This window comes from Streptomyces sp. G-G2 (assembly GCF_030063135.1).
Taxonomy (GTDB): Bacteria; Actinomycetota; Actinomycetes; order Streptomycetales; family Streptomycetaceae; genus Streptomyces.
Genome location: NZ_JASISO010000003.1, coordinates 157,176 through 175,489 on the forward strand (window position 1 = coordinate 157,176; position 18,314 = coordinate 175,489).

The 18,314-nt window shown below is 74.3% G+C and carries 18 protein-coding genes and 1 pseudogene; 10 read left to right on the forward strand and 9 right to left on the reverse strand.

Annotated elements, in window-relative coordinates; translation table 11 throughout:
* Positions 1 to 11 precede the first annotated feature (11 nt).
* The 3 genes from QMF80_RS03750 (at position 12) to QMF80_RS37985 (ending at position 2,674) form a co-directional block, all read left to right on the forward strand.
* Positions 12 to 1,619 (forward strand): ATP-dependent DNA ligase, encoded by a 1,608-nt coding sequence (locus tag QMF80_RS03750; RefSeq protein WP_283449405.1) that lies wholly within the window; start codon positions 12 to 14, stop codon positions 1,617 to 1,619.
* A 76-nt stretch (positions 1,620 to 1,695) separates the two neighbouring features.
* The gene (locus QMF80_RS03755; protein ID WP_349372169.1) at positions 1,696 to 2,433 is read left to right on the forward strand and encodes a helix-turn-helix domain-containing protein; all 738 of its coding nucleotides are present in this window, start codon (positions 1,696 to 1,698) and stop codon (positions 2,431 to 2,433) included.
* Between the two features lie 19 nt (positions 2,434 to 2,452).
* Positions 2,453 to 2,674 carry a DUF6126 family protein gene (locus QMF80_RS37985; protein WP_349372170.1) on the forward strand — a complete coding sequence of 74 codons (222 nt, stop codon included), beginning with the start codon at positions 2,453 to 2,455 and terminating at the stop codon, positions 2,672 to 2,674.
* Here the strand turns inward: QMF80_RS37985 and QMF80_RS03765 are convergent.
* The gene (locus tag QMF80_RS03765) at positions 2,638 to 3,192 is read right to left on the reverse strand and encodes a DUF6629 family protein (RefSeq protein WP_283449406.1); all 555 of its coding nucleotides are present in this window, start codon (positions 3,190 to 3,192) and stop codon (positions 2,638 to 2,640) included. The two genes, QMF80_RS37985 and QMF80_RS03765, sit on opposite strands and share 37 nt — an antisense overlap.
* A gap of 163 nt (positions 3,193 to 3,355) precedes the next feature.
* Between QMF80_RS03765 and QMF80_RS03770 the strand changes: the two are divergent.
* Positions 3,356 to 3,748, forward strand: a pseudogene (locus QMF80_RS03770) (carbohydrate-binding protein); the annotation flags it as partial.
* Between the two features lie 113 nt (positions 3,749 to 3,861).
* Here QMF80_RS03770 and QMF80_RS03775 read toward each other — a convergent pair.
* The gene (locus tag QMF80_RS03775) at positions 3,862 to 5,418 is read right to left on the reverse strand and encodes an MFS transporter (RefSeq protein WP_349372171.1); all 1,557 of its coding nucleotides are present in this window, start codon (positions 5,416 to 5,418) and stop codon (positions 3,862 to 3,864) included.
* A 96-nt stretch (positions 5,419 to 5,514) separates the two neighbouring features.
* Here QMF80_RS03775 and QMF80_RS03780 point away from each other — a divergent pair, with 96 nt between their 5' ends.
* From QMF80_RS03780 to QMF80_RS03790, 3 genes are all read left to right on the forward strand, one after another.
* Positions 5,515 to 6,009: a hypothetical protein gene (locus tag QMF80_RS03780; protein ID WP_283449408.1), complete on the forward strand. Its 495-nt coding sequence runs from the start codon at positions 5,515 to 5,517 to the stop codon at positions 6,007 to 6,009.
* Between the two features lie 334 nt (positions 6,010 to 6,343).
* The gene (locus tag QMF80_RS03785) at positions 6,344 to 6,580 is read left to right on the forward strand and encodes a S8 family serine peptidase (protein ID WP_283449410.1); all 237 of its coding nucleotides are present in this window, start codon (positions 6,344 to 6,346) and stop codon (positions 6,578 to 6,580) included.
* 198 nt (positions 6,581 to 6,778) lie between these two features.
* Positions 6,779 to 7,576: a serine hydrolase gene (locus QMF80_RS03790; RefSeq protein ID WP_283449412.1), complete on the forward strand. Its 798-nt coding sequence runs from the start codon at positions 6,779 to 6,781 to the stop codon at positions 7,574 to 7,576.
* 102 nt (positions 7,577 to 7,678) lie between these two features.
* Here the strand turns inward: QMF80_RS03790 and QMF80_RS03795 are convergent, their stop codons facing one another.
* Positions 7,679 to 9,088: a GntT/GntP/DsdX family permease gene (locus QMF80_RS03795; protein WP_283449413.1), complete on the reverse strand. Its 1,410-nt coding sequence runs from the start codon at positions 9,086 to 9,088 to the stop codon at positions 7,679 to 7,681.
* Between the two features lie 14 nt (positions 9,089 to 9,102).
* Positions 9,103 to 9,648: a gluconokinase gene (locus QMF80_RS03800; protein WP_283449606.1), complete on the reverse strand. Its 546-nt coding sequence runs from the start codon at positions 9,646 to 9,648 to the stop codon at positions 9,103 to 9,105.
* Positions 9,649 to 9,811: 163 nt separating this feature from the next.
* Here QMF80_RS03800 and QMF80_RS03805 point away from each other — a divergent pair, with 163 nt between their 5' ends.
* Together QMF80_RS03805 and QMF80_RS03810 are read left to right on the forward strand one after the other, a co-directional pair.
* Complete coding sequence (locus tag QMF80_RS03805) at positions 9,812 to 10,522, forward strand: FadR/GntR family transcriptional regulator (protein WP_283449414.1); 711 nt, start codon at positions 9,812 to 9,814, stop codon at positions 10,520 to 10,522.
* Between the two features lie 196 nt (positions 10,523 to 10,718).
* A complete protein-coding gene (locus QMF80_RS03810) occupies positions 10,719 to 11,270 on the forward strand; it encodes a hypothetical protein (RefSeq protein ID WP_283449416.1) in 552 nt (183 codons plus the stop codon).
* Here the strand turns inward: QMF80_RS03810 and QMF80_RS03815 are convergent.
* Positions 11,201 to 13,093: an ABC transporter ATP-binding protein gene (locus QMF80_RS03815; RefSeq protein WP_283449417.1), complete on the reverse strand. Its 1,893-nt coding sequence runs from the start codon at positions 13,091 to 13,093 to the stop codon at positions 11,201 to 11,203. The two genes, QMF80_RS03810 and QMF80_RS03815, sit on opposite strands and share 70 nt — an antisense overlap.
* Positions 13,094 to 13,290: 197 nt before the next feature.
* On the opposite strand from QMF80_RS03815, the gene QMF80_RS03820 reads away from it, so the two are divergent.
* On the forward strand, positions 13,291 to 13,713 hold the full coding sequence (locus tag QMF80_RS03820) for a DUF350 domain-containing protein (RefSeq protein ID WP_283449418.1): 423 nt from the start codon (positions 13,291 to 13,293) through the stop codon (positions 13,711 to 13,713).
* Positions 13,714 to 13,748: 35 nt separating this feature from the next.
* On the opposite strand, the gene QMF80_RS03825 is transcribed toward QMF80_RS03820, so the two are convergent.
* From QMF80_RS03825 to QMF80_RS03840, 4 genes are all read right to left on the reverse strand, one after another.
* A complete protein-coding gene (locus QMF80_RS03825) occupies positions 13,749 to 14,978 on the reverse strand; it encodes an acyltransferase family protein (protein WP_283449419.1) in 1,230 nt (409 codons plus the stop codon).
* Positions 14,975 to 16,090, reverse strand: a complete 1,116-nt coding sequence (locus tag QMF80_RS03830; protein ID WP_283449420.1) for an alpha/beta hydrolase — start codon at positions 16,088 to 16,090, stop codon at positions 14,975 to 14,977. Before QMF80_RS03830 ends, QMF80_RS03825 begins: the two co-directional genes overlap by 4 nt.
* A 181-nt stretch (positions 16,091 to 16,271) precedes the next feature.
* Positions 16,272 to 16,952, reverse strand: a complete 681-nt coding sequence (locus QMF80_RS03835; protein ID WP_283449422.1) for a response regulator — start codon at positions 16,950 to 16,952, stop codon at positions 16,272 to 16,274.
* A complete protein-coding gene (locus tag QMF80_RS03840) occupies positions 16,949 to 18,238 on the reverse strand; it encodes a sensor histidine kinase (protein WP_283449423.1) in 1,290 nt (429 codons plus the stop codon). Before QMF80_RS03840 ends, QMF80_RS03835 begins: the two co-directional genes overlap by 4 nt.
* Positions 18,239 to 18,314: the final 76 nt, after the last annotated feature.

Sequence of the window (18,314 nt, forward strand, 5' to 3'; positions counted from 1 at the left end):
AGGATGGGCGCATGCTGCTGGCCGACGTCGCGCGCGTGTCCCGGGAAGTCGCCGAAACCTCCGCCCGCTCCGGGAAGGTGGCGCTGCTGGCCGCCCTCTTCGAGGCTGCCCCCGCCGACGAGGCGCCGCTGGTCATCTCCTACCTCTCCGGGCGGCTGCCGCAGGGCCGCCCCGGCATCGGCTGGCGGGCGCTGAGCGAGGAGACGGCGCCCGCCGGGGAGCCCGCGCTGACCGTGCGCGCCGTGGACACGGCGGTGACCGCGCTGGCCGCGGTGGCCGGCGCGGGAGCCCAGGGGGAACGGCGGCGGATCCTCGCGGAGCTGTTGGGCGCGGCGACCCCGGACGAGCAGCGGTTCCTGCGCAGCCTGCTCTCCGGGGAGGTGCGCCAGGGGGCGCTGGACGCGGTGGCGCTGGCGGCCGTCGCCCAGGCCGCGGGGGTGCCGCAGGCCGCGCTGCGCCGGGCGGTGATGCTGGACGGGTCGCTGCCCCGGGTCGCCGGGGCGGTGCTGGCCGGGGGCGCGGAAGCGCTGGGCGCCTTCACGCTGCGCGTGGGCACGCCCGTACTGCCGATGCTCGCCGGGACCGCGAGGTCGGTGGCGGAGGCGGTCGCCGCGCTCGGGCCGTGCGCGGTGGAGGAGAAGCTGGACGGGATCCGGGTGCAGGTGCACCGGGAGGGGGACGGCGTCCGGGTATACACGCGGTCGCTGGACGAGATCACCGACCGGCTGCCGGAGGTGGTGGAGCTGGCCCGGTCGCTGCCGGGGGACCGGTTCGTGCTGGACGGCGAGGTGATCGCGCTCGGCGCGGACGGCCGGCCGGTGCCCTTCCAGGAGGTCGCGAGCCGGGTCGGCTCGCGGACGGACGTGGCGGCCGCCCGGCGGGTGCTTGCGGTGACCCCGGTCTTCTTCGACGTCCTGGCGGCCGGGGGCGAGCCGTTGCTGGACCTGCCGGTGCGCGAGCGGTACGAGGCGCTGGCCGCGCTGGTCCCCGAGGACGCGCGGGTCCGGCGTCTGGTGGTGGAGGATCCGGTGGCCTCGGGCGCGGTGGCCGAGGAGTTCTCGGCGGGGGCCCTGGAGCGGGGGCACGAGGGGGTGGTGGTCAAGGCCCTGGATTCCCCCTACGCGGCCGGGCGGCGCGGCAAGCAGTGGCTGAAGGTGAAACCGGTGCACACCCTCGACCTGGTGGTGCTCGCGGTGGAGCGCGGCCACGGGCGGCGCACCGGCCTGCTGTCGAACCTGCACCTGGGGGCCCGGGCCGCCGACGGTACGTTCGCGATGCTCGGCAAGACCTTCAAGGGGCTGACCGACGAACTGCTGCGCTGGCAGACCGAACGGCTCGGGGAGCTGGCCGTCGAGGACGACGGGTTCACCGTGCGGGTGCGGCCCGAGCTGGTGGTGGAGATCGCCTACGACGGGCTCCAGCGTTCCTCGCGCTATCCGGCCGGAGTGGCGCTGCGCTTCGCGCGCGTGCTCCGCTACCGCCCGGACAAGTCGGCGGCGGAGGCGGACACCGTGGAGAACGTACTGGCCCAGGGGCCGGGAGCCGGGGCGGATACCGGAGTGGATACCGGGGCGGATACCGCGGCCGCGTCCGGGACGGCCCTGGATCCGGCGGGCTGAGGTCCGGCCGGAAGGCCGATTTTGCCTCTGAGGCAAGAAAATTGCCCCCGGGGCATGAATCTGGCTCAATCGGGACATGAACCCCGGTCCCGGACCTGTCACAGGCCCCGACGGCGCACCGGCCGACACGGTCGGCGAGCGGCCCACCGGCGGCGACGACGCCATCAGCACCGCCACCGCCGCCAACACCACCACGGACGCGGATGCCTCCGACGCCGACACCCCCGCGGCCACCGCCGTCGTGGCCCCCCAGCTGCGCGAACTGCGCCGCCGCGCCGGGCTGACCCTGGAGGCCGCCGCCGCGCGGGCCCGGCTCTCGCCCGCCCACCTGTCCCGCCTGGAGACCGGCCGCCGCCAGCCCTCGCTGCCCCTGCTCCTGGAACTCGCCCGCACCTACGGCACGACGGTCTCGGAGCTGCTCGGCGAGACACCGGCGGTCGCCGACCCCATCGTACGGGCCGGGGGGCCGGGTGCCCGCGAGGCCGACGGCTGGACGTACTGGCAGGCGGGCGGCTCGGGGCGCGGGATGCAGGCGCTGCGCGTGCACGTGCCGTACGCCCGTGAGCGGGGCGAGCTGGTGCGCGTACATCCGGGCGAGGAGTGGCTGTACGTCCTCACCGGGCGGCTGCGGCTGTACCTGGGGGAGACCCGGTACCTGCTGGAACCCGGGGACAGCGCGCACTTCGATTCGCTCACCCCGCACCGGATCGGGGCCGCCGCGTCCGGCGGGGCCGATCTGCTGTTCGTCCACACCCTGCTGCAGAGCAGCCTCGCCGGGCTGTGCCTCGGCGGCGCGAGCACCACGCACCACTGAGAGCCGAGGAGTCGCACCCGTGTCCCCAGGAGAGAACGTGCCGGTCGACGTGTCAGCCGCCGCAGCGCCCGAGGAAGCGGCGGTCGCCCCCGCCGCCCCGGCGGCGCCGACGGCGCAGAAGCGCATCGAGTCGAAGTTCCCGCGCGGTCTGGTCATACGGCTGACCGTCTACCTGTTCGTCGGTCACCTCTTCGCCTTCTTCGTCTACCTGCTCTTCGTGCTGGGCGCCAAGAACCAGTGAGCCCGGCCGCCCCCGTCGCGCCGCACCCAGCCCAGGACCAGCAGGGACGCGATCGCGGCGAAGGCGCACCAGGTGGAGGCGAACTCCAGCCGCCACACCACCGCGCACACCACCGCCCCGGCGCCCAGTACGGTCCCGAGCACCCGTAGCGTCCGGTCCCCGGCCAGCAGCAGGGAGCCGAGGGTGGCGAACAGATAGCCCGCGAGCACCAGCGGGACGTACGGCACGCTCACGCCGTAGCCGATGACGTGCCCCCGGATCTCGGCGGTGACCGGCCGGGCGGTCAGGCAGTACGCGAGGACCGCGGCCGTGGCCAGCCCCACGGCGGCGGGCCCGAGCAGCCGCCGCCGCGCCGCCGGGGCCGCCGCGAGCAGCGCTCCCCACGGCACCCACACCGCCAGCAGGGGCAGGGCGGCCAGGGGCAGATCGCGGACACGCCGGGTCCGCGCCAGGCAGAGCAGTCCGACGGCGGAGACCGCCGTACCGGTCGTGAGGTCGGCCGTCGCGCTCCAGCACATGGGACTCCCGCGCCAGGTAGGGGACGGCCTCCACCGTACGAGACCGTACGAATACTTCCGGGCGTCCGCCACGCCACAGATTACCGCAAGAACCCGACAGGTTCGAGAGAATTCTTGGCAGGACCCATGCTGTGATTGCGGCGAGCGCCCTACTGTCCGGGCCATGTCACGAAGAAGAACGGCCGCCGTGCTGGCGGCGCTCACCGCTTCCGCGCTCGGCATCGGCGCTCCCACCGCGCCCGCGGCGCCCGCCTCGAGCACCACCTCCGCCGCCGGTCCCGTGGTCACCCGGGCCGCCCTCGACCCCGCACTCGTCGAAGGCCGCGGCGCCCGCGTGGACTTCGCCGAGCAGGAGGCGGAGAACGCGGTGACCGACGCATCGGTCATCGGACCCGACCGCTCCGCCTATGCGCTGCCCGCCGAGGCCTCCGGCCGCAAGGCGGTGAAACTGCCCCCCGGCCGGTACGTGGAGTTCACCCTGCCCGCGGCCGCCGACGCGATCACCGTGCGCTACAGCCTCCCGGACGCGGCGACGGGCGGCGGGATCACCGCCCCGCCCTCGGCGGCAACGACGGCGGCGGCGCCACCGGCCCCTGGCTCGCCTCCTGGGAGTTGCCCAACACCCTCACCTGCGACGACCGGCCGCCCGTGGTGGCCCCGCCCGCCCCCTCAGGCTGGTGAGTCCGGCCGCTCCGCCGCCCGAGGAGGTTCCAGCGGCGGAGCGCTCACCGCGCACTGGGTGCGGCACTGCGGGCGGGCGGCCCCGGGCGCGGGAGTGCGTACGGTCGCCCACGCCACCAGGGCGCCGACCACCAGCACCCCCGCGCACCAGGTCATCGCCCGCCCGAAGGCGGCGTCGAACTGAACGGCCGAGCGGTAGGCGCCCGGGCCCATCCCGGACAGCAGCGGCAGCGCCGCCACGGCCAGCAGGCCGGCCGCCCGGGCCGCCGCGTTGTTGATCCCGCTGGCCAGGCCCGCCCGGCCCGGGTCCACCGAGGCCAGGACGGTCGCGGTCAGCGGGGCCACCAGGGTCACCATGCCTGCCCCGAGCACCAGCAGCGCGGGCAGCACGTCCCGTGCGTACGAGGCCCCCGGCCCCACCCGGAGCATCAGCAGCATCCCCGCCGCGCACAGCAGTGGACCGGCCGTCAGCGGGATGCGGGGGCCGATCCGCTGGGCCAGTTCACCGGAGCGGGCCGACAGCAGCAGCATCAGCGCGGTCGTCGGCAGCAGGGCGGCCCCGGCGGCCAGTGCCGAGTACCCGGCGGCCACCTGGAGCTGGAGCACGGCCAGGAAGAAGAACCCGCCGAAGGCCGCGTACACGCACAGGGTGACCAGATTGACGGCCGTGAACTGGCGCGAGGCGAACATCCCGGGCGGCACCATCGGATCCGCCCGGCGCCGCTCCAGTACGACGAACGCCACGGCCAGTGCCACGCCCGCCACCGCCGCCCCCACCACCAGGGCCGAGCCCGAGCGGGCCTCGATCAGCGCGTAGGTCACCAGCGCCAGGGCGGCCGCGGCCAGCACCGCCCCGAGGACGTCGAAGTGCCCGTGCGCCCGCGGATCCCTGGACTCCGGTACGTGGCGCAGTGCGACCGGTACGCACAGCGCGGCCACCGGCACGTTCAGCAGGAACACCCACCGCCAGCCCGGCCCGTCCACCAGCCAGCCGCCCAGGAACGGCCCCACGGCCGCGCCCACCCCGCCGAACCCGGACCACAGGCCGACCGCCCGGGCCCGGTCCGCCGGGTGCAGCGAACCCTGGATCAGCGCGAGCGAGCCGGGGGTGAGCAGCGCGCCCCCGATGCCCTGGAGGGCGCGGGCGGCGATCAGCACCCCCGCGTTCGGGGCGAGTCCGCAGAGCAGCGAGCCGAGGGCGAACCACACCACGCCGAGCACGAAGATCCGCCGCCGTCCGTACCGGTCGCCCAGTGCCCCGCCCACCAGGATCAGCCCGGCGAGGGTGAGCAGATAGGCGTTGACCGTCCACTGGAGCACCGCCAGGTCCGCGCCCAGGTCACGCCCGATCCGGGGCAGCGCCACATTGACCACGGTCGAGTCGAGCAGCGCCATGGACGAGCCGAGGACGGTGGCGAGCAGGATCCACCGGCCCCGCGCGGAGGCGAGGCGCACCCCGCCCGCGCCGTCCTGGCGGTCGGGCGTGGTCGAGCCGTCGGCCGCGGCCGCGCGGTGCGGGCCGGTTCCGCTCTCGGAGTTGTCCATGCCCCCAAGGCTGGCGTGCGCGGCTGGTACGGGCCACCCGGCGGACCGGGACGGCGCAAAAGGCTGCCTTGTAATGCGCATGACCGTCGGATCACCATGACCCGCGCACGTCACGCACGCCTTTTCCGCACACCCCGTACACCCGGCACACACCTGCACCCGTCGTACGAGGAGACCCCACGTGGCACAGCCGAACAGGCCCTCGAGCGCGGCACTCGCCGCGCTCACCTCGATCCTGCTGCTCCCCCTGGGCGCGGGCGCCGCCGCCGCGCCGGAACCCCTCCCGCCGGGAGCGGGGCCGAGCAGAAGATCGAACCCGCGCTCCGGACCCGGCTCGACGACGGCAAGGCCGCCTCCTGGGTCTGCCTCGGCAGTGCGGCCGACCTCACCGCCGCCGCGAAGCAGCCCACCCGCGCCACGAAGGCCGAGGCGGTGTTCCGGGCCAAGAAGGACCACGCCGCCCGCACCCAGGCCCAGCTGCTCAAGGCCCTCGACGGAGCCAGGGCCGAGTACACCTCGTACTGGATCGTGAACGCCGTACGCGTCGTCGGCGGTGACAAGCTCGCGGGCACCCTCGCCCGGCGCCCATAGGTCTCCCGCATCGACGCCGATGACGAGGTCACCCTCCCCGAGCCCGCCGAGGGCAAGCGGGAGAAGGCCGCCGCCGACGCCGTCGAATGGAACATCGACCGGATCAAGGCGCCGCAGGTCTGGGACCAGTTCGGCGTCCGCGGCGAGGGCGTCGTCGTCGCCGACATCGACAGCGGCGTGGACTGCACCCACCCGGCCGTGGCCGCCCAGTACCGGGGCCGGGCCGCCGACGGCACCTACGACCACCACTACAACTGGTTCGACCCCGGCGGGATCTGCGCCGCGGCCGCGCCCTGCGACAACAACGACCACGGCACCGCACACCATGGGCACGATGGTCGGCGACGACGGCGGCGCCAACGAGACCGGTGTGGCGCCCGGCGCGAAGTGGATCGCGGCCAAGGGCTGCGAGACCAACTCCTGCTCCGAGGCCTCCCTCCTCGCCTCCGGCCAGTGGGTCGTGGCCCCCACCGACCTGAACGGCCAGAACCCGCGCCCCGGCCTCGCCCCCGACATCGTCAACAACTCCTGGGGCAGCGCCACGCACGACGACTGGTACAGCCGCTGCTGAACACCCTGCGGGTGACCGACCGGCCCGACAAGGGCTGACCGGAACCGGCGGGGCGGGGCGCCCGGCACCCCGCCCCGCCGGTGCGGGCATTCGGGTGGCACCCGCCGACGCGCGCAGGCGCGCCCGGACCGGCGCCCGGGGCGTGGCTACCGTGACCCGACCGCTGCCCGTCCAGGATCGGAAAGCCGAGGCCCCTCCATGGCACCGACACCGCTGACGCCGCTCACCCCTGCGACGCCGCCGACCGACGACCGGGCCGAGCACCCGGAGCCCCGCGTAGAGCAGCCACCGGCCGCGGCGGACCTCCCGGCCGCGGCCGCGGCTGCCGCGGGCCCCGGCGCCGTATGGGCCGTCGGCGACCAGGACGGCACCCTCGCGGACTCCGACCCGCCCGGCACCCCCTTCGAGGTCGGCGGCCTGGGCGCCGCCGTCGCCCTCTGGCCCGTCATCGGCACCCTGGTGGCGGAGGGCACGCTGAGCCTGCACACCCCCCTCGCCGCCTACTGCGACGAGGCCACCGGCGGAGCCACCGCGCACCACCTGCTCACCCACGCCGCTGACCAGGGCTCCTGCGTGACCCTCGGCGGCATCGCCGAACACCTCACGGGCCACTCGCTCGCCGAGCTGGCCGCCACCCGCGTCTGGCATCCGCTCGGCATGGCCCGTACGGTCCTCAGCGGGCCCGGACGGCTCCACTCGACCGTCGCCGACCTCAGCCGGTTCCTGCGCCACCTGCTCGCCGGCCCCGACCAGCCGCTCACCCGCGCCTGGATCACCGAATCGCTCCGGATCCGCACCGGCGAACTCGTCCCCGCCCGCGGACTGCTGTGGCACCCGGCCCCGGGCACCGACCGCGGACAGGACACCTGGGTGCACCACGGCCCCGACGGCACCTGCCTGTGGGTCTCCCCGCGCCGGGGCCGCTGGGCCCTCCTGCTCGCGCCCACCGCCTGCGCCGAGGGCCGCAACGCCTTCCGCGCGGCCGTGTTCGGCTGACCGCTTCCACCGGACCGCGCCCCGCCGCCCCGAGCCCTTGACGGCGCGATGCCCCGCCGCGGTGGGCGCGGCAGGGCATCGGGGCGGATCAGGGCGGGAGGGTCACAGCACCAGCGAGAGGAGCAGGACGAAGACCAGGCCGACGACCGAGATGATGGTCTCCATCACCGACCAGGTCTTCAGGGTCTGGCCGACGCTCATGCCGAAGTACTCCTTCACCAGCCAGAACCCAGCGTCGTTGACGTGGCTGAAGAAGAGTGAACCCGCGCCGATCGCCAGCACCATCAAGGCGGTCTGGGTGGCCGGGAGGCCGCTCGCCAGGGGGGCGACCAGACCGGCGGCCGAGATGGTCGCGACGGTCGCGGAGCCCGTCGCCAGCCGGATGAGCACCGCGATCAGCCAGCCGAGCAGCAGGGCCGGAACGGACCAGTGCTGCGACAGGTCCAGGATCATCCGGCCCACGCCCGCGTCGATCAGGGTCTGCTTGAAACCGCCGCCGGCGCCCACGATGAGCAGGATGCCCGCGATCGGGGCCAGGGACTTCTCCACCGTCACCGACAGCCGGGCCCGGGTGAAGCCCGCCGCGCGGCCCAGGGTGAACATGCCCACGATGACGGCCGCGAGCAGGGCGATCAGGGGGGAGCCGATGACGTCGGTGACCTTCTGCACGCCGTTGGCCTTGTCGTCGACCACGATGTCGACGAGCGCCTTCACCAGCATCAGCGCCACCGGCAGCAGCACGGTGGCCACGGTCGCGCCGAAGCGCGGCCGGTGCACGGGCGCCTCGTCGTTCCCCGCGGCGGCACCCTGCGGGGCGGCCGGCTGCACGGGGGCCGGGATGTCCACCCACCGCGCGGCGTACCGGGAGAACAGCGGCCCGGCGATGACCACGGTCGGGACCGCGACCAGCACGCCGAGCGCGAGGGTGATGCCGAGGTCGGCGTGGAGGGCGTCGATCGCCACCAGCGGTCCCGGGTGCGGGGGGATCAGCCCGTGCATCACGGAGAGCCCGGCCAGCGCCGGGATGCCGATCCGCATCAGCGAGTAGTTGCCCCGCCTGGCCACCAGCAGGACCACCGGGATCAGCAGCACGATGCCGACCTCGAAGAAGAGCGGCAGCCCGATCACCGAGGCGATCAGCACCATCGCCCAGGGCATGGCCCGCCCCTTGGCGCGGGCGAGGATCGTGTCGACGATCTCGTCGGCCCCGCCCGAGTCGGCCAGCAGCCGGCCGAGGATCGCGCCGAGGGCGATGAGCACGCCGACCCCCGCCATCGTGGATCCGAGGCCCGCGGTGAAGCTCGCGATGGTCTTGTCGAGCGGCGCGCCCGCGAAGGCCCCGAGGGCCAGCGAACCGATGGTCAGCGCCAGGAAGGCGTGCACCTTGAGCCGGGTGATGAGCAGGACGATGACGGCGATGCCCGCGAGGACGGCTATGCCCAGGCGCGCGTTTCCGGCCGAGGTGATGGGTTCGGCGGCCGCTGCCAGGGTCTCGACGCTGAGACTGGTCACGGTGACGGTTCCTTTCATCCCTTGGGGTGGGTGGGGGTGGGGAGGTGAGGCGGCGTGGTGGTCCGGCGCAGGGCGGCCAGGACCCGTTCGGTGATCTCCTCGGGAGAGCCGGACACGTCGACGCCGATGCCCGGTTCGTCCTCCTGGAGCGGTTCGAGCGCGGCGAACTGCGAGTCCAGCAGGGTGGTGGGCATGAAGTGGCCGGTACGGGCTGCCATCCGGCTCTCGATCAGTGGTCGTTCACCGGTGAGGTGGACGAAGAGCGCGCCGGGCGCGGCGGCGCGCAGCCGGTCGCGGTACGCGCGCTTGAGGGAGGAGGCCGAGACCACCCCGCCCCGCTCGCCCCGGCAGCGGGCCCATTCGCCGATGGCGTCGAGCCACGGCCACCGGTCCGTGTCGTCCAGGGGGACGCCGGACGCCATTTTCGCGACGTTGGCCGCCGGGTGGAAGGCGTCGCCCTCCGCGTAGGGAAGGGCGAGCGCGGTGGCGAGCAGCTGCCCCACGGTCGTCTTGCCCGTCCCGGCCACGCCCATCACCACGATGACGCGCGCGGTGCTCACTCCGTAGCCCATGGGGGTACCTCGCTGTTCTCGGCGATGTCCTCATCGACATCTGGGGACCACTGAAACCTATTAAGTACTACTTATTCAAGAGGTGGTCGGTAAAACATCACATCTTTTGTCCGCCGGGTGCTGCCCGACGCGCCCCCCGTACGCTTGCGCCATGACGATCGACGGCGGTCCCGCGCAGGGACTCCACGCACAGGTGCTCGACGCCGTCGGCCTCGCCATCACCGAGGGCGGCCACCCCCCGGGCAGCGTGCTGCGCACCGACGAACTCGCCCGGGACTTCGGCGCCTCCCGCACCGTCGTCCGCGAGGTGGTCCGGGTGCTGGAATCCATGCAACTGGTCGAGTCCCGCCGCCGGGTCGGGGTCACCGTGCGCCCGGCCGAGGAGTGGAACGTCTACGACCCGCGGGTGATCCGGTGGCGACTGGCCGGCAGCGACCGGCCCCGCCAACTGCGCTCGCTGACCGTGCTGCGCTCGGCCGTGGAGCCCGTCGCGGCGGGCCTCGCCGCCGTACGGGCCACCCCCGAGCAGTGCGCGGCCCTCACCGAGGCGGCCCTCGGCATGGTCCGCACCTCGCGGGGGCACCAGCTGGAGGGCTACCTCGCACACGACGTGGCCTTCCACCGGATCGTGCTGAACGCCTCCGGCAACGAGATGTTCGCCCGCCTGGGCGATGTCGTGGCCGAGGTGCTGACCGGCCGCACCCAGCACGCGGTGATGTTCCACGATCCCGATCCGGCCGCCGTCACCCTGCACGTGCGGGTGGCCGAGGCGGTACGCGAGGGGGATGCGGCCCGCGCGGAGTCGCTGACCCGGGAGATCGCGACGGGGGCTCTGGAGGAGCTGGACGTGCTCGCGCCGTAGGTCCGCTCCGGGGTCCGCTCCGGTGCGGGGGTGCGATGCGAGGAAGGGCCGGAAACGACCGGACCGGTCCCCACCCGGCCCAAGGGGGCGGGGTTGTCGGCGTGCGTGCGTGCGCGGTGCGGTCCTTCGACGCCCGGACCCGCGCGCGTACCGGCGCGTCCGCCAACTCCGGTACCGGTGAACGGATTTCCCCGTGATGAACCCCTACGCGCGGCTGGCCACCGCGGCCGCCGAGTGGGACGATCTCCGGCCCCGCCTCACCCCGCCCACGCCGCGCCGACTCGCCCTGCTGCTGGCCTCCTTACGGCTGGCCACGGGCGAAGTCGCCGAACAGGCGTCCCTGCTGGCCGCGCGACTGCTCGGCCAACAGCTGCCGGACCGTTTTCCGGGGGAGGCGGGAGCGGCCCCGGCCGCCTCCGCGCCCGACGCCGGTCACCTCGGCTTCAGCGCGGACGCGGCGAGGAGCCGGTCGCGCACCTCACCCAGCACCGGCCCGACCATGCCGTGGCCGTCGAGCACCAGGACGGCCGCCCCCTCCGTCGGCGACGCCGAGGCGCTGGAGGGCGGCTGCGACCCCCACGCCCCGTGGCTGATCAGGCTGCGCGGGGCGGGCGGGTGCGTCCGGCTCCCGGCCTTCCCGCTCGCCACCGACGGCCCCGGGCGGGCCCGCGCGCGTCATCAGCCCGTGACGGCTCCGTCCGGGGTGGCGCTCTTCGTCGCGAACTGGGTCCGGTACAGCTCCTCGTAGCGTCCGCCCACGGCCAGCAGTTCCGCGTGGGTGCCCCGTTCCACGATCCGGCCCTCCTCGACGACCAGGATCAGGTCCGCCGCCTGCACGGTCGACAGCCGGTGCGCGATCACCACGGCCGTCCGCCCGGCGAGCGCCTCGCCCAGGGCCTCCTGCACAGCCGCCTCCGAGGTGGAGTCCAGGTGGGCGGTCGCCTCGTCGAGGATCACCACCCGCTGGCGGGCCAGCAGCAGCCGGGCGATGGTCAGCCGCTGGCGCTCGCCGCCGGAGAGCCGGTAGCCGCGTTCGCCGACCACCGTGTCCAGCCCGTCCGGCAGCGAGGCGACCAGGCCGTCCAGCCGCGAGCGGCGCAGGGCCTCCCAGATGTCCTCCTCATCGGCCTCCGGCCGGGCGAGCAGCAGGTTCGCGCGCACCGACTCGTGGAAGAGGTGCCCGTCCTGGGTGACCATGCCGAGGGTCTCGCGGATCGAGTCGGCGGTCAGGTCGCGTACGTCGACCCCGTTCAGCCGCACCGCGCCCGCGTCGGCGTCGTACAGCCGGGGGAGCAACTGCGCGATGGTGGACTTGCCCGCGCCGGACGAACCGACCAGTGCGATCATCTGCCCGGCCTCGGCGCGGAACGAGACCTCGTGCAGCACCTGCGTACCGCCCCGCGCGTCCAGGGTCGCCACTTCCTCCAGCGAGGCCAGCGAGACCTTGTCGGCGGCCGGGTAGCCGAAGGAGACCGCGTCGAACTCCACCGTCACCGGTCCCTCCGGCACCCGGCGGGCGTCCGGCTTCTGCGCGATCAGCGGCTTCAGGTCGAGGATCTCGAAGACCCGCTCGAAGCTCACCAGTGCGCTCATCACCTCGACCCGGGCCCCGGCCAGCGAGGTCAGCGGCGCGTACAGCCGGGTCAGCAGCAGGGCCAGCGCCACCACGGAACCGGCGTCCAGGGTGCCGCGCAGCGCGTAGTACCCGCCCAGCCCGTAGACCAGGGCCAGCGCGAGCGCCGAGACCAGGGTCAGCGCGGTGATGAAGGCGGACTGCGCCACGGCGGTCCGGATCCCGATGTCCCGCACCCGGGCCGCCCGGGCCGCGAACTCCGCCGATTCGTCGGCGGGCCGGCCGAACAGCTTGACGAGCGTCGCGCCCGGCGCCGAGAACCGCTCGGTCATCTGCGTGCCCATCGAGGCGTTCAGGGCCGCGGCCTCACGCTGCATCCGCGCCATCCGGGCGCCCGTACGCCGCGCCGGGATCACGAACATCGGCAGCAGCACCAGCGCGAGCAGGGTGATCTGCCAGGAGATGCTCAGCATCACGGCAAGGGTCAGCAGCAGGGTCACCGTGTTGGCGACCACCCCGGACAGGGTGTTGCTGAACGCCCGCTGCGCGCCGATCACATCGTTGTTGAGCCTGCTGACCAGGGCCCCGGTCCGGGTCCGGGTGAAGAAGGCCACCGGCATCCGCTGCACGTGGTCGAAGACCGAGGTGCGCAGATCGAGGATCAGCCCCTCGCCGAGGGTGGCCGACAGCTTGCGCGTGAGCAGGCCCAGACCCGCCTCGACCACCGCGATCAGCGCGATGAGCAGGGCGAGCCGGGTGACCGTACCGCTGTCCTTACCGCGGACGATGGCTTCGACCACCCGGCTGGCGAGCACCGGCGTGGCCACCGCGAGGAGCGCGGTGACGATGCTGAGCAGGAGGAAGAGGAGCAGTCCGCGACGGTGCGGACGGGCGAAGACGGCGACCCGGCGCAGGCTCTCGCGGGTGGGCGCGCGGCGTTCCTGCTGGGCGTTGAGCGCGTTGTGCAGCGAGGACCAGGCGGTCATTTCCATAGACATACAAGGAACGGTAAGACCTCAATCAAACCTGAGGTCAAGGGGGACTGGAGTACGGAGTCCGTTCGATCGACTCCCAGTGGAGCGGCGCTCCCCTCCTCCTGTCCCGGCGCTCCCCTCCGGAACGCCCGTGCGATAGGTTCACCATTCCCCCGTAGGCCCTTGCATCCCCTTCCACCCACGCGGAGACAGGCTTCTCAATGAGCGACATCCTCAACGGACTCGGCCGCACCACCGCCTACGGCGCGCTCGGCCTGGTGCTGCTGATCCTCGGCATCGTCCTCGTGGACGTGCTGACGCCCGGCGCGCTGCGCAAGCAGATCTGGGAGGAGCGCAACCGCAATGCCGCGCTGCAGCTCAGCTCGGCCCTGCTCGGCGTCGGCGGAATCGTCTTCACCTCGATCTGGACCACGTACGACGACTTCGGCAAGGGGCTGCTGAACACCGCCGCCTTCGGCCTGCTCGGTCTGATCCTGATGGGGCTGGCCTTCCTGGTCCTGGACCTGTTCACCCCGGGCAGGCTGGGCGCGATCGTGGTCGACCCGGAGCCGCACCCGGCGGTCTGGGTCACGGCCTCGTGCAACCTCGCCGTCGCCGCGATCGTGGCCGCCTCCATCTCCTGACCCGTTCCTGATCCCGGGGTGCGGCGCGGTACGCGCTACGCGAGACCGAGGGCGAAGACGGCGAATCCCGCCGACAGCAGTCCCGCCGCCGTGCGCCGCACCACCGTCGTCCTGGTCCACGGGGCCTCGAACCGCCTCGTGTACCGGGCGATCAGGACGAGCAGGGCGGCGAACACCGGCAGCCAGGCCAGCCGCTGCCCGAGCCACAACAGGGTGTCGGGGGCCGTGGTCAGCCCCGGCAGCCCGTCCAGGGCCGCCGCGGGCACGGCCGCCGCCAGCATCGCCGTCTGGTGCCAGCACAGGATCGTCATCGCGCACAGGTTGACGACGACCACCGGAGCCCACAGGGCCGGGCGGGCCAGCAGCCGCGCGAGCCGGTCGCGGACCAGGATCGCCGCCCCGGACTGCGCCGAGGCCAGGGCCAGGACCAGCAGCGACGGCGGGTGCGAGTTGGTACGGGTGGCGCCCGGTACGCCGACCATCGACGCCGGGTAGTGGAAGGCCACCAGCAGCGCCGCGAACAGCGCCGTCCCGCCCGCGCACAGCAGCCAGGCCCCGCGCCGCCCGATCCGGCCCTCGCCCCACGAGACACCGAGCTGATAGGCGAACAGCCAGCCCGGCAGGATGTTCACCAGCGCCAGCCAGGACGGCACGGCGTCCGCGTACGGTCCGTAGCGCAGGAAGTCCACCAGGGCGACCGAGCCGAGCAGCGGCGCCGCCGCCCACCCGCCGAGCCGCCGCGCCGCGCGCACGCAGTACGGGGTCAGCGCGGTGACCACCGCGTACACCCCGACGAACCACAGCGGCTGGATCACCAGCGTCGCCCCGGTCCGCAGCGTGGTCACCGGCACCCCGGCCGCGTACAGCAGCGGCGCCCCCACCGCCCACACGGCGGTGACCCCCAGCACCGGACGGCCCAGCCGGGCGATCCGGCCCCGCAGCCAGTCGGCCGCCGAGCCGGGGCGGCGCTCGTAGGAGAGCACCGAGGCGTAACCGCCGACCAGGAAGAAGATGCCGAGCATCTGGAGCACCCAACTGGCGGGCGCGAGCGCGGCGAAGGCGGACAGCGGGCTCGCGTTGTGCAGCGCGCCCGCCCCGTCGAGGGTGAACCCGCCGAGCAGCCAGTGCCCGGTGGGCACGGCGAGCAGCGCGAACGCGCGCAGCGCGTCGATCGCGCGGTCCCGGTGGGCGGGGGTGTCCCGCTCGATCCGGGCGGTCGTCCGGCGCAGCGGAGCGAGTGTGCGGGACGTCGCGTCGAGGCTCATCGGGCCGCTCCCGTCGCGATGGAGGTGAAGGCCGCCAGGGACCGGGTGCCGGGCACGAAGTAGCCGGTGTGGCCCTCCGCGTCGTCCGCCGGGATCCGGCGGGCGCCGAAGGCGGGCGAGGTGGGATCGGCGCCGTGGCCGAGCCCGGCGAACTCCACGTCGGGCACGTCGTCGATCCAGTCGGTCGGGTCCTTCGCGGCCCAGACCCGGGCACGGGTGTGCAGGTCGGCCGCGGTGTCCGCCCGCATGCCGGGGGAGCCCAGGACGACGATGTCCCGCGCGTCGGTGTCCCGGGCGGCCAGCCCGCACACCACCGAGCCGTAGCTGTGGCAGAACAGCGAGGGCCGCCGCGCGCCGACCGCGTCGAGGCCGCCGAGGAAGCGGGTCAGCCGGTCCGCCCCGGCCCGGGCGAGCCGCCCCTGGGCCGCGTCGAGACCCACCCCGACGGGAGTGGTGTAGCCCGTCCACGCCACCACGGCGGTCGCCGGGCCCGCGGAGTCGCGCAGCGCCCGGGCCATCCCGCCCGGTCCGCTGGAGGGCTTCCTCGTACGGTCGTAGGTCGTCGCGTCGTTGTCCGAACCCGGCACGACCACGGCGACGTGCTCCGCGCCGCCCAGGTCGCCGAACACCTCGGCGACCTGGCCGCGCCCGCGCGGGTCGAAGGCCAGGATCTGGCGGCCCGCCCCGGCGAGGGAGGCGTAACGGGCCTCACCGGTCGCCAGGACCGCGAGCCGGTTGGCCTGGTACCGGAGGGCCACGGGTACGCCGTCCAGATTGCCGACCACCGTCGGGTGGCGGCGGACCAGCGCCTGCGCCTCCCGCGGGTCCAGGGCGGCGAAGAACGCGGCCACCTCGCGCGGCGAGGCGCTCACCGGATCCGGCAGCCCCCGCACCGACACCGCCACCGCTACAGCGGCCGTACCCGTACCCGTACCCGCGGCCGGAGCCGTACCGGTACCCGCGGCCGGAGCCCGGTCGGCCAGCCAGGCGGCGGTGCCCGGCGGCGGCCCGGTGACCGCCTGCTGCGCGTCGGCGGACGCCCAGCCCGCGGTCCCCGTGATGACGGCCACCGTCAGTGCCGCGGTCGCCAGCGTCCTCCGGAAGCGGCGCATGCCCCTTCCCCCTTCCCTCGATGTTCCGTGTCGAGGAGGAAGGTAGGAAGAAGGTGCCGAACCGGACATCGCACCAGGGAGCCAAGTGCGATGTCATACCCCGGTAGGGGGTGGAGGAGACCGTGGGGATCGAGGAGGTCCCAGGGGTGCGCGAGCGGCCCGCTCCAGGGCGGTAACGGGCTCAGGCGCTGTCGCCCGGCCGCACCAGCCCCGCCTCGTACGCGAAGATCACGGCCTGCGCCCGGTCCCGCAGGTCCAGCTTGCCCAGGACCCGCCCGATGTGGGTCTTGACCGTCTGCTCGGCCAGCACCAGGTGCCCGGCGATCTGCTGGTTCGACAGCCCGCGCGCGATCAGTTCCAGTACCTCGGTCTCACGCGGGGTCAGCCCGTTGAGCCGCAGCGCCGGATCCTTGCGGGGCGCGGGCCGCCGCTGCACGAAGTCCGCGATCAGCCGCCGGGTCACCGAAGGCGCCAGCAGCGCCTCGCCCGCGGCCACCACCCGGACCGCCGCGATCAGGTCGGCGGGCGGCGCGTCCTTCAGCAGGAACCCGGAGGCGCCCGCGCGCAGCGCCTCGTACACGTAGTCGTCGATGTCGAAGGTGGTCAGCATCAGCACCTTCGGCCGGTGCGTCACCCCGGGCGCGGGCTCCAGCAGCGCCCGGGCCGCCGTCAGCCCGTCCATCTCCGGCATCCGCACGTCCATCAGCACCACATCGGGGTGGGTGGTCCGGGACACCTCGATGCCCTTGCGGCCGTCGGGCGCCTCGCCCACCACGTCGATGTCGGCCTGCGCCGACAACAGCGCGGCGAACCCCGCCCGCACCATGGCCTGGTCGTCGACGATGATCACGCGGATGGTCAACTGGAGTCCTCGGTGGGGGAGCGCAGCGGAAGGCGGGCGGCAACGCGAAAGCCGCCGTCGGGCAGCGGACCGGTATCCAGCGTCCCGCCGGTCAACCGTACGCGTTCGCGCATCCCCACCAGACCGTGGCCCGTACCCGAACTCTCCAGGTCAACCGCCGCGCCGCGGGCCCGCCCGTTGACCACGAGCACCAGCACCTCGCCCGCGCCCCTGACGTCGTGGCGCACCGACACCCGGGTCGTGGCCCCCGGCGCGTGCCGCACCACGTTCGCCAGCGCCTCCTGCACGATCCGGTACGCCGACAGGTCCACCGCGGGCACCGCCTCCGCCGCCCGCGCCGCACCCTCGGCCAGCGACAACTCCACCGGCAGGCCGGCCCGTACGGTCGCCTCCACCAGCTGCTGCAAGCGCGCGAGCCCCGGCTGCGGGGCCCGCTCGCCGTCCGGCCCGTCACCGCGAAGCACCACCAGCAGCCGCCGCATCTCGCTCAGCGACTCCCGCGCGCTCGCCGCGATCGAGCCGAACTCCTGCCGTACCTCCTCCGGCAGGCCCGGCAGCCGGTACGGCGCCGAGTCGGCCTGCACCGTGATCACCGACATGTGGTGCGCGACCACGTCGTGCAACTCCCGGGCGATCCTGGCCCGTTCCTCCAGCAGGGTGCGCTGGGCCCGTTCGCCCTCGCTGATGCTCTCCTGCTCGGCGACCCGGCGCTGCGCGTCACCCACCCCCCGCAGCGCCCCGGTGACCACCAGCATCACCCCGGCCAGGACGAACAGCAGCGCGTGCGTGTTCGTCACCCCGTCGGGCTGGGAGAACCCGATCAGCGCCCCGACCGCCCCGGTCGCCAGCCACACCGCGACCAGCGTCCGGATCGACTCGCGCAGCCCCAGCGCGGCCATCAGCAGGAGGTAGCCGACGATGACCATCGGGGTCCACGGCCAGGGCTGCCCGGTGATCCGGTCCGCGTGGATCAGCACGAACGCGCCGACGGTGTCCGCGAGGAGGACGACGGCCCACGCGATCAGCGGCCGGGTCGGCGCCAGCAGCAGCGGTACGGTCTGTGCCACACCGAGCGCGCCCGCCCAGCCGCCGCCCGCCTTGTAGTCGTTGGTGAGCACCGTGATCGTCACCGGCAGCAGACTGAGCACGGCCGCGGCGACGACCGCGTACGGCAGTCGGCGCTGCCAGACCTTCGGGGCCTGGGCGAACAGCGGCTCCGCGGCCCTGGCGGGGGTCCGCAGGACCGCGGTCAGCCCGCGGCGGGGGGAGCCATCTTCGTTTTGCATGATCCGTCCAGCGTAGCGATAGGGTCTCCGGGGCGCCGGGGGACGACGCCGCCAGGGACAGCACGCGAAGCGTCGG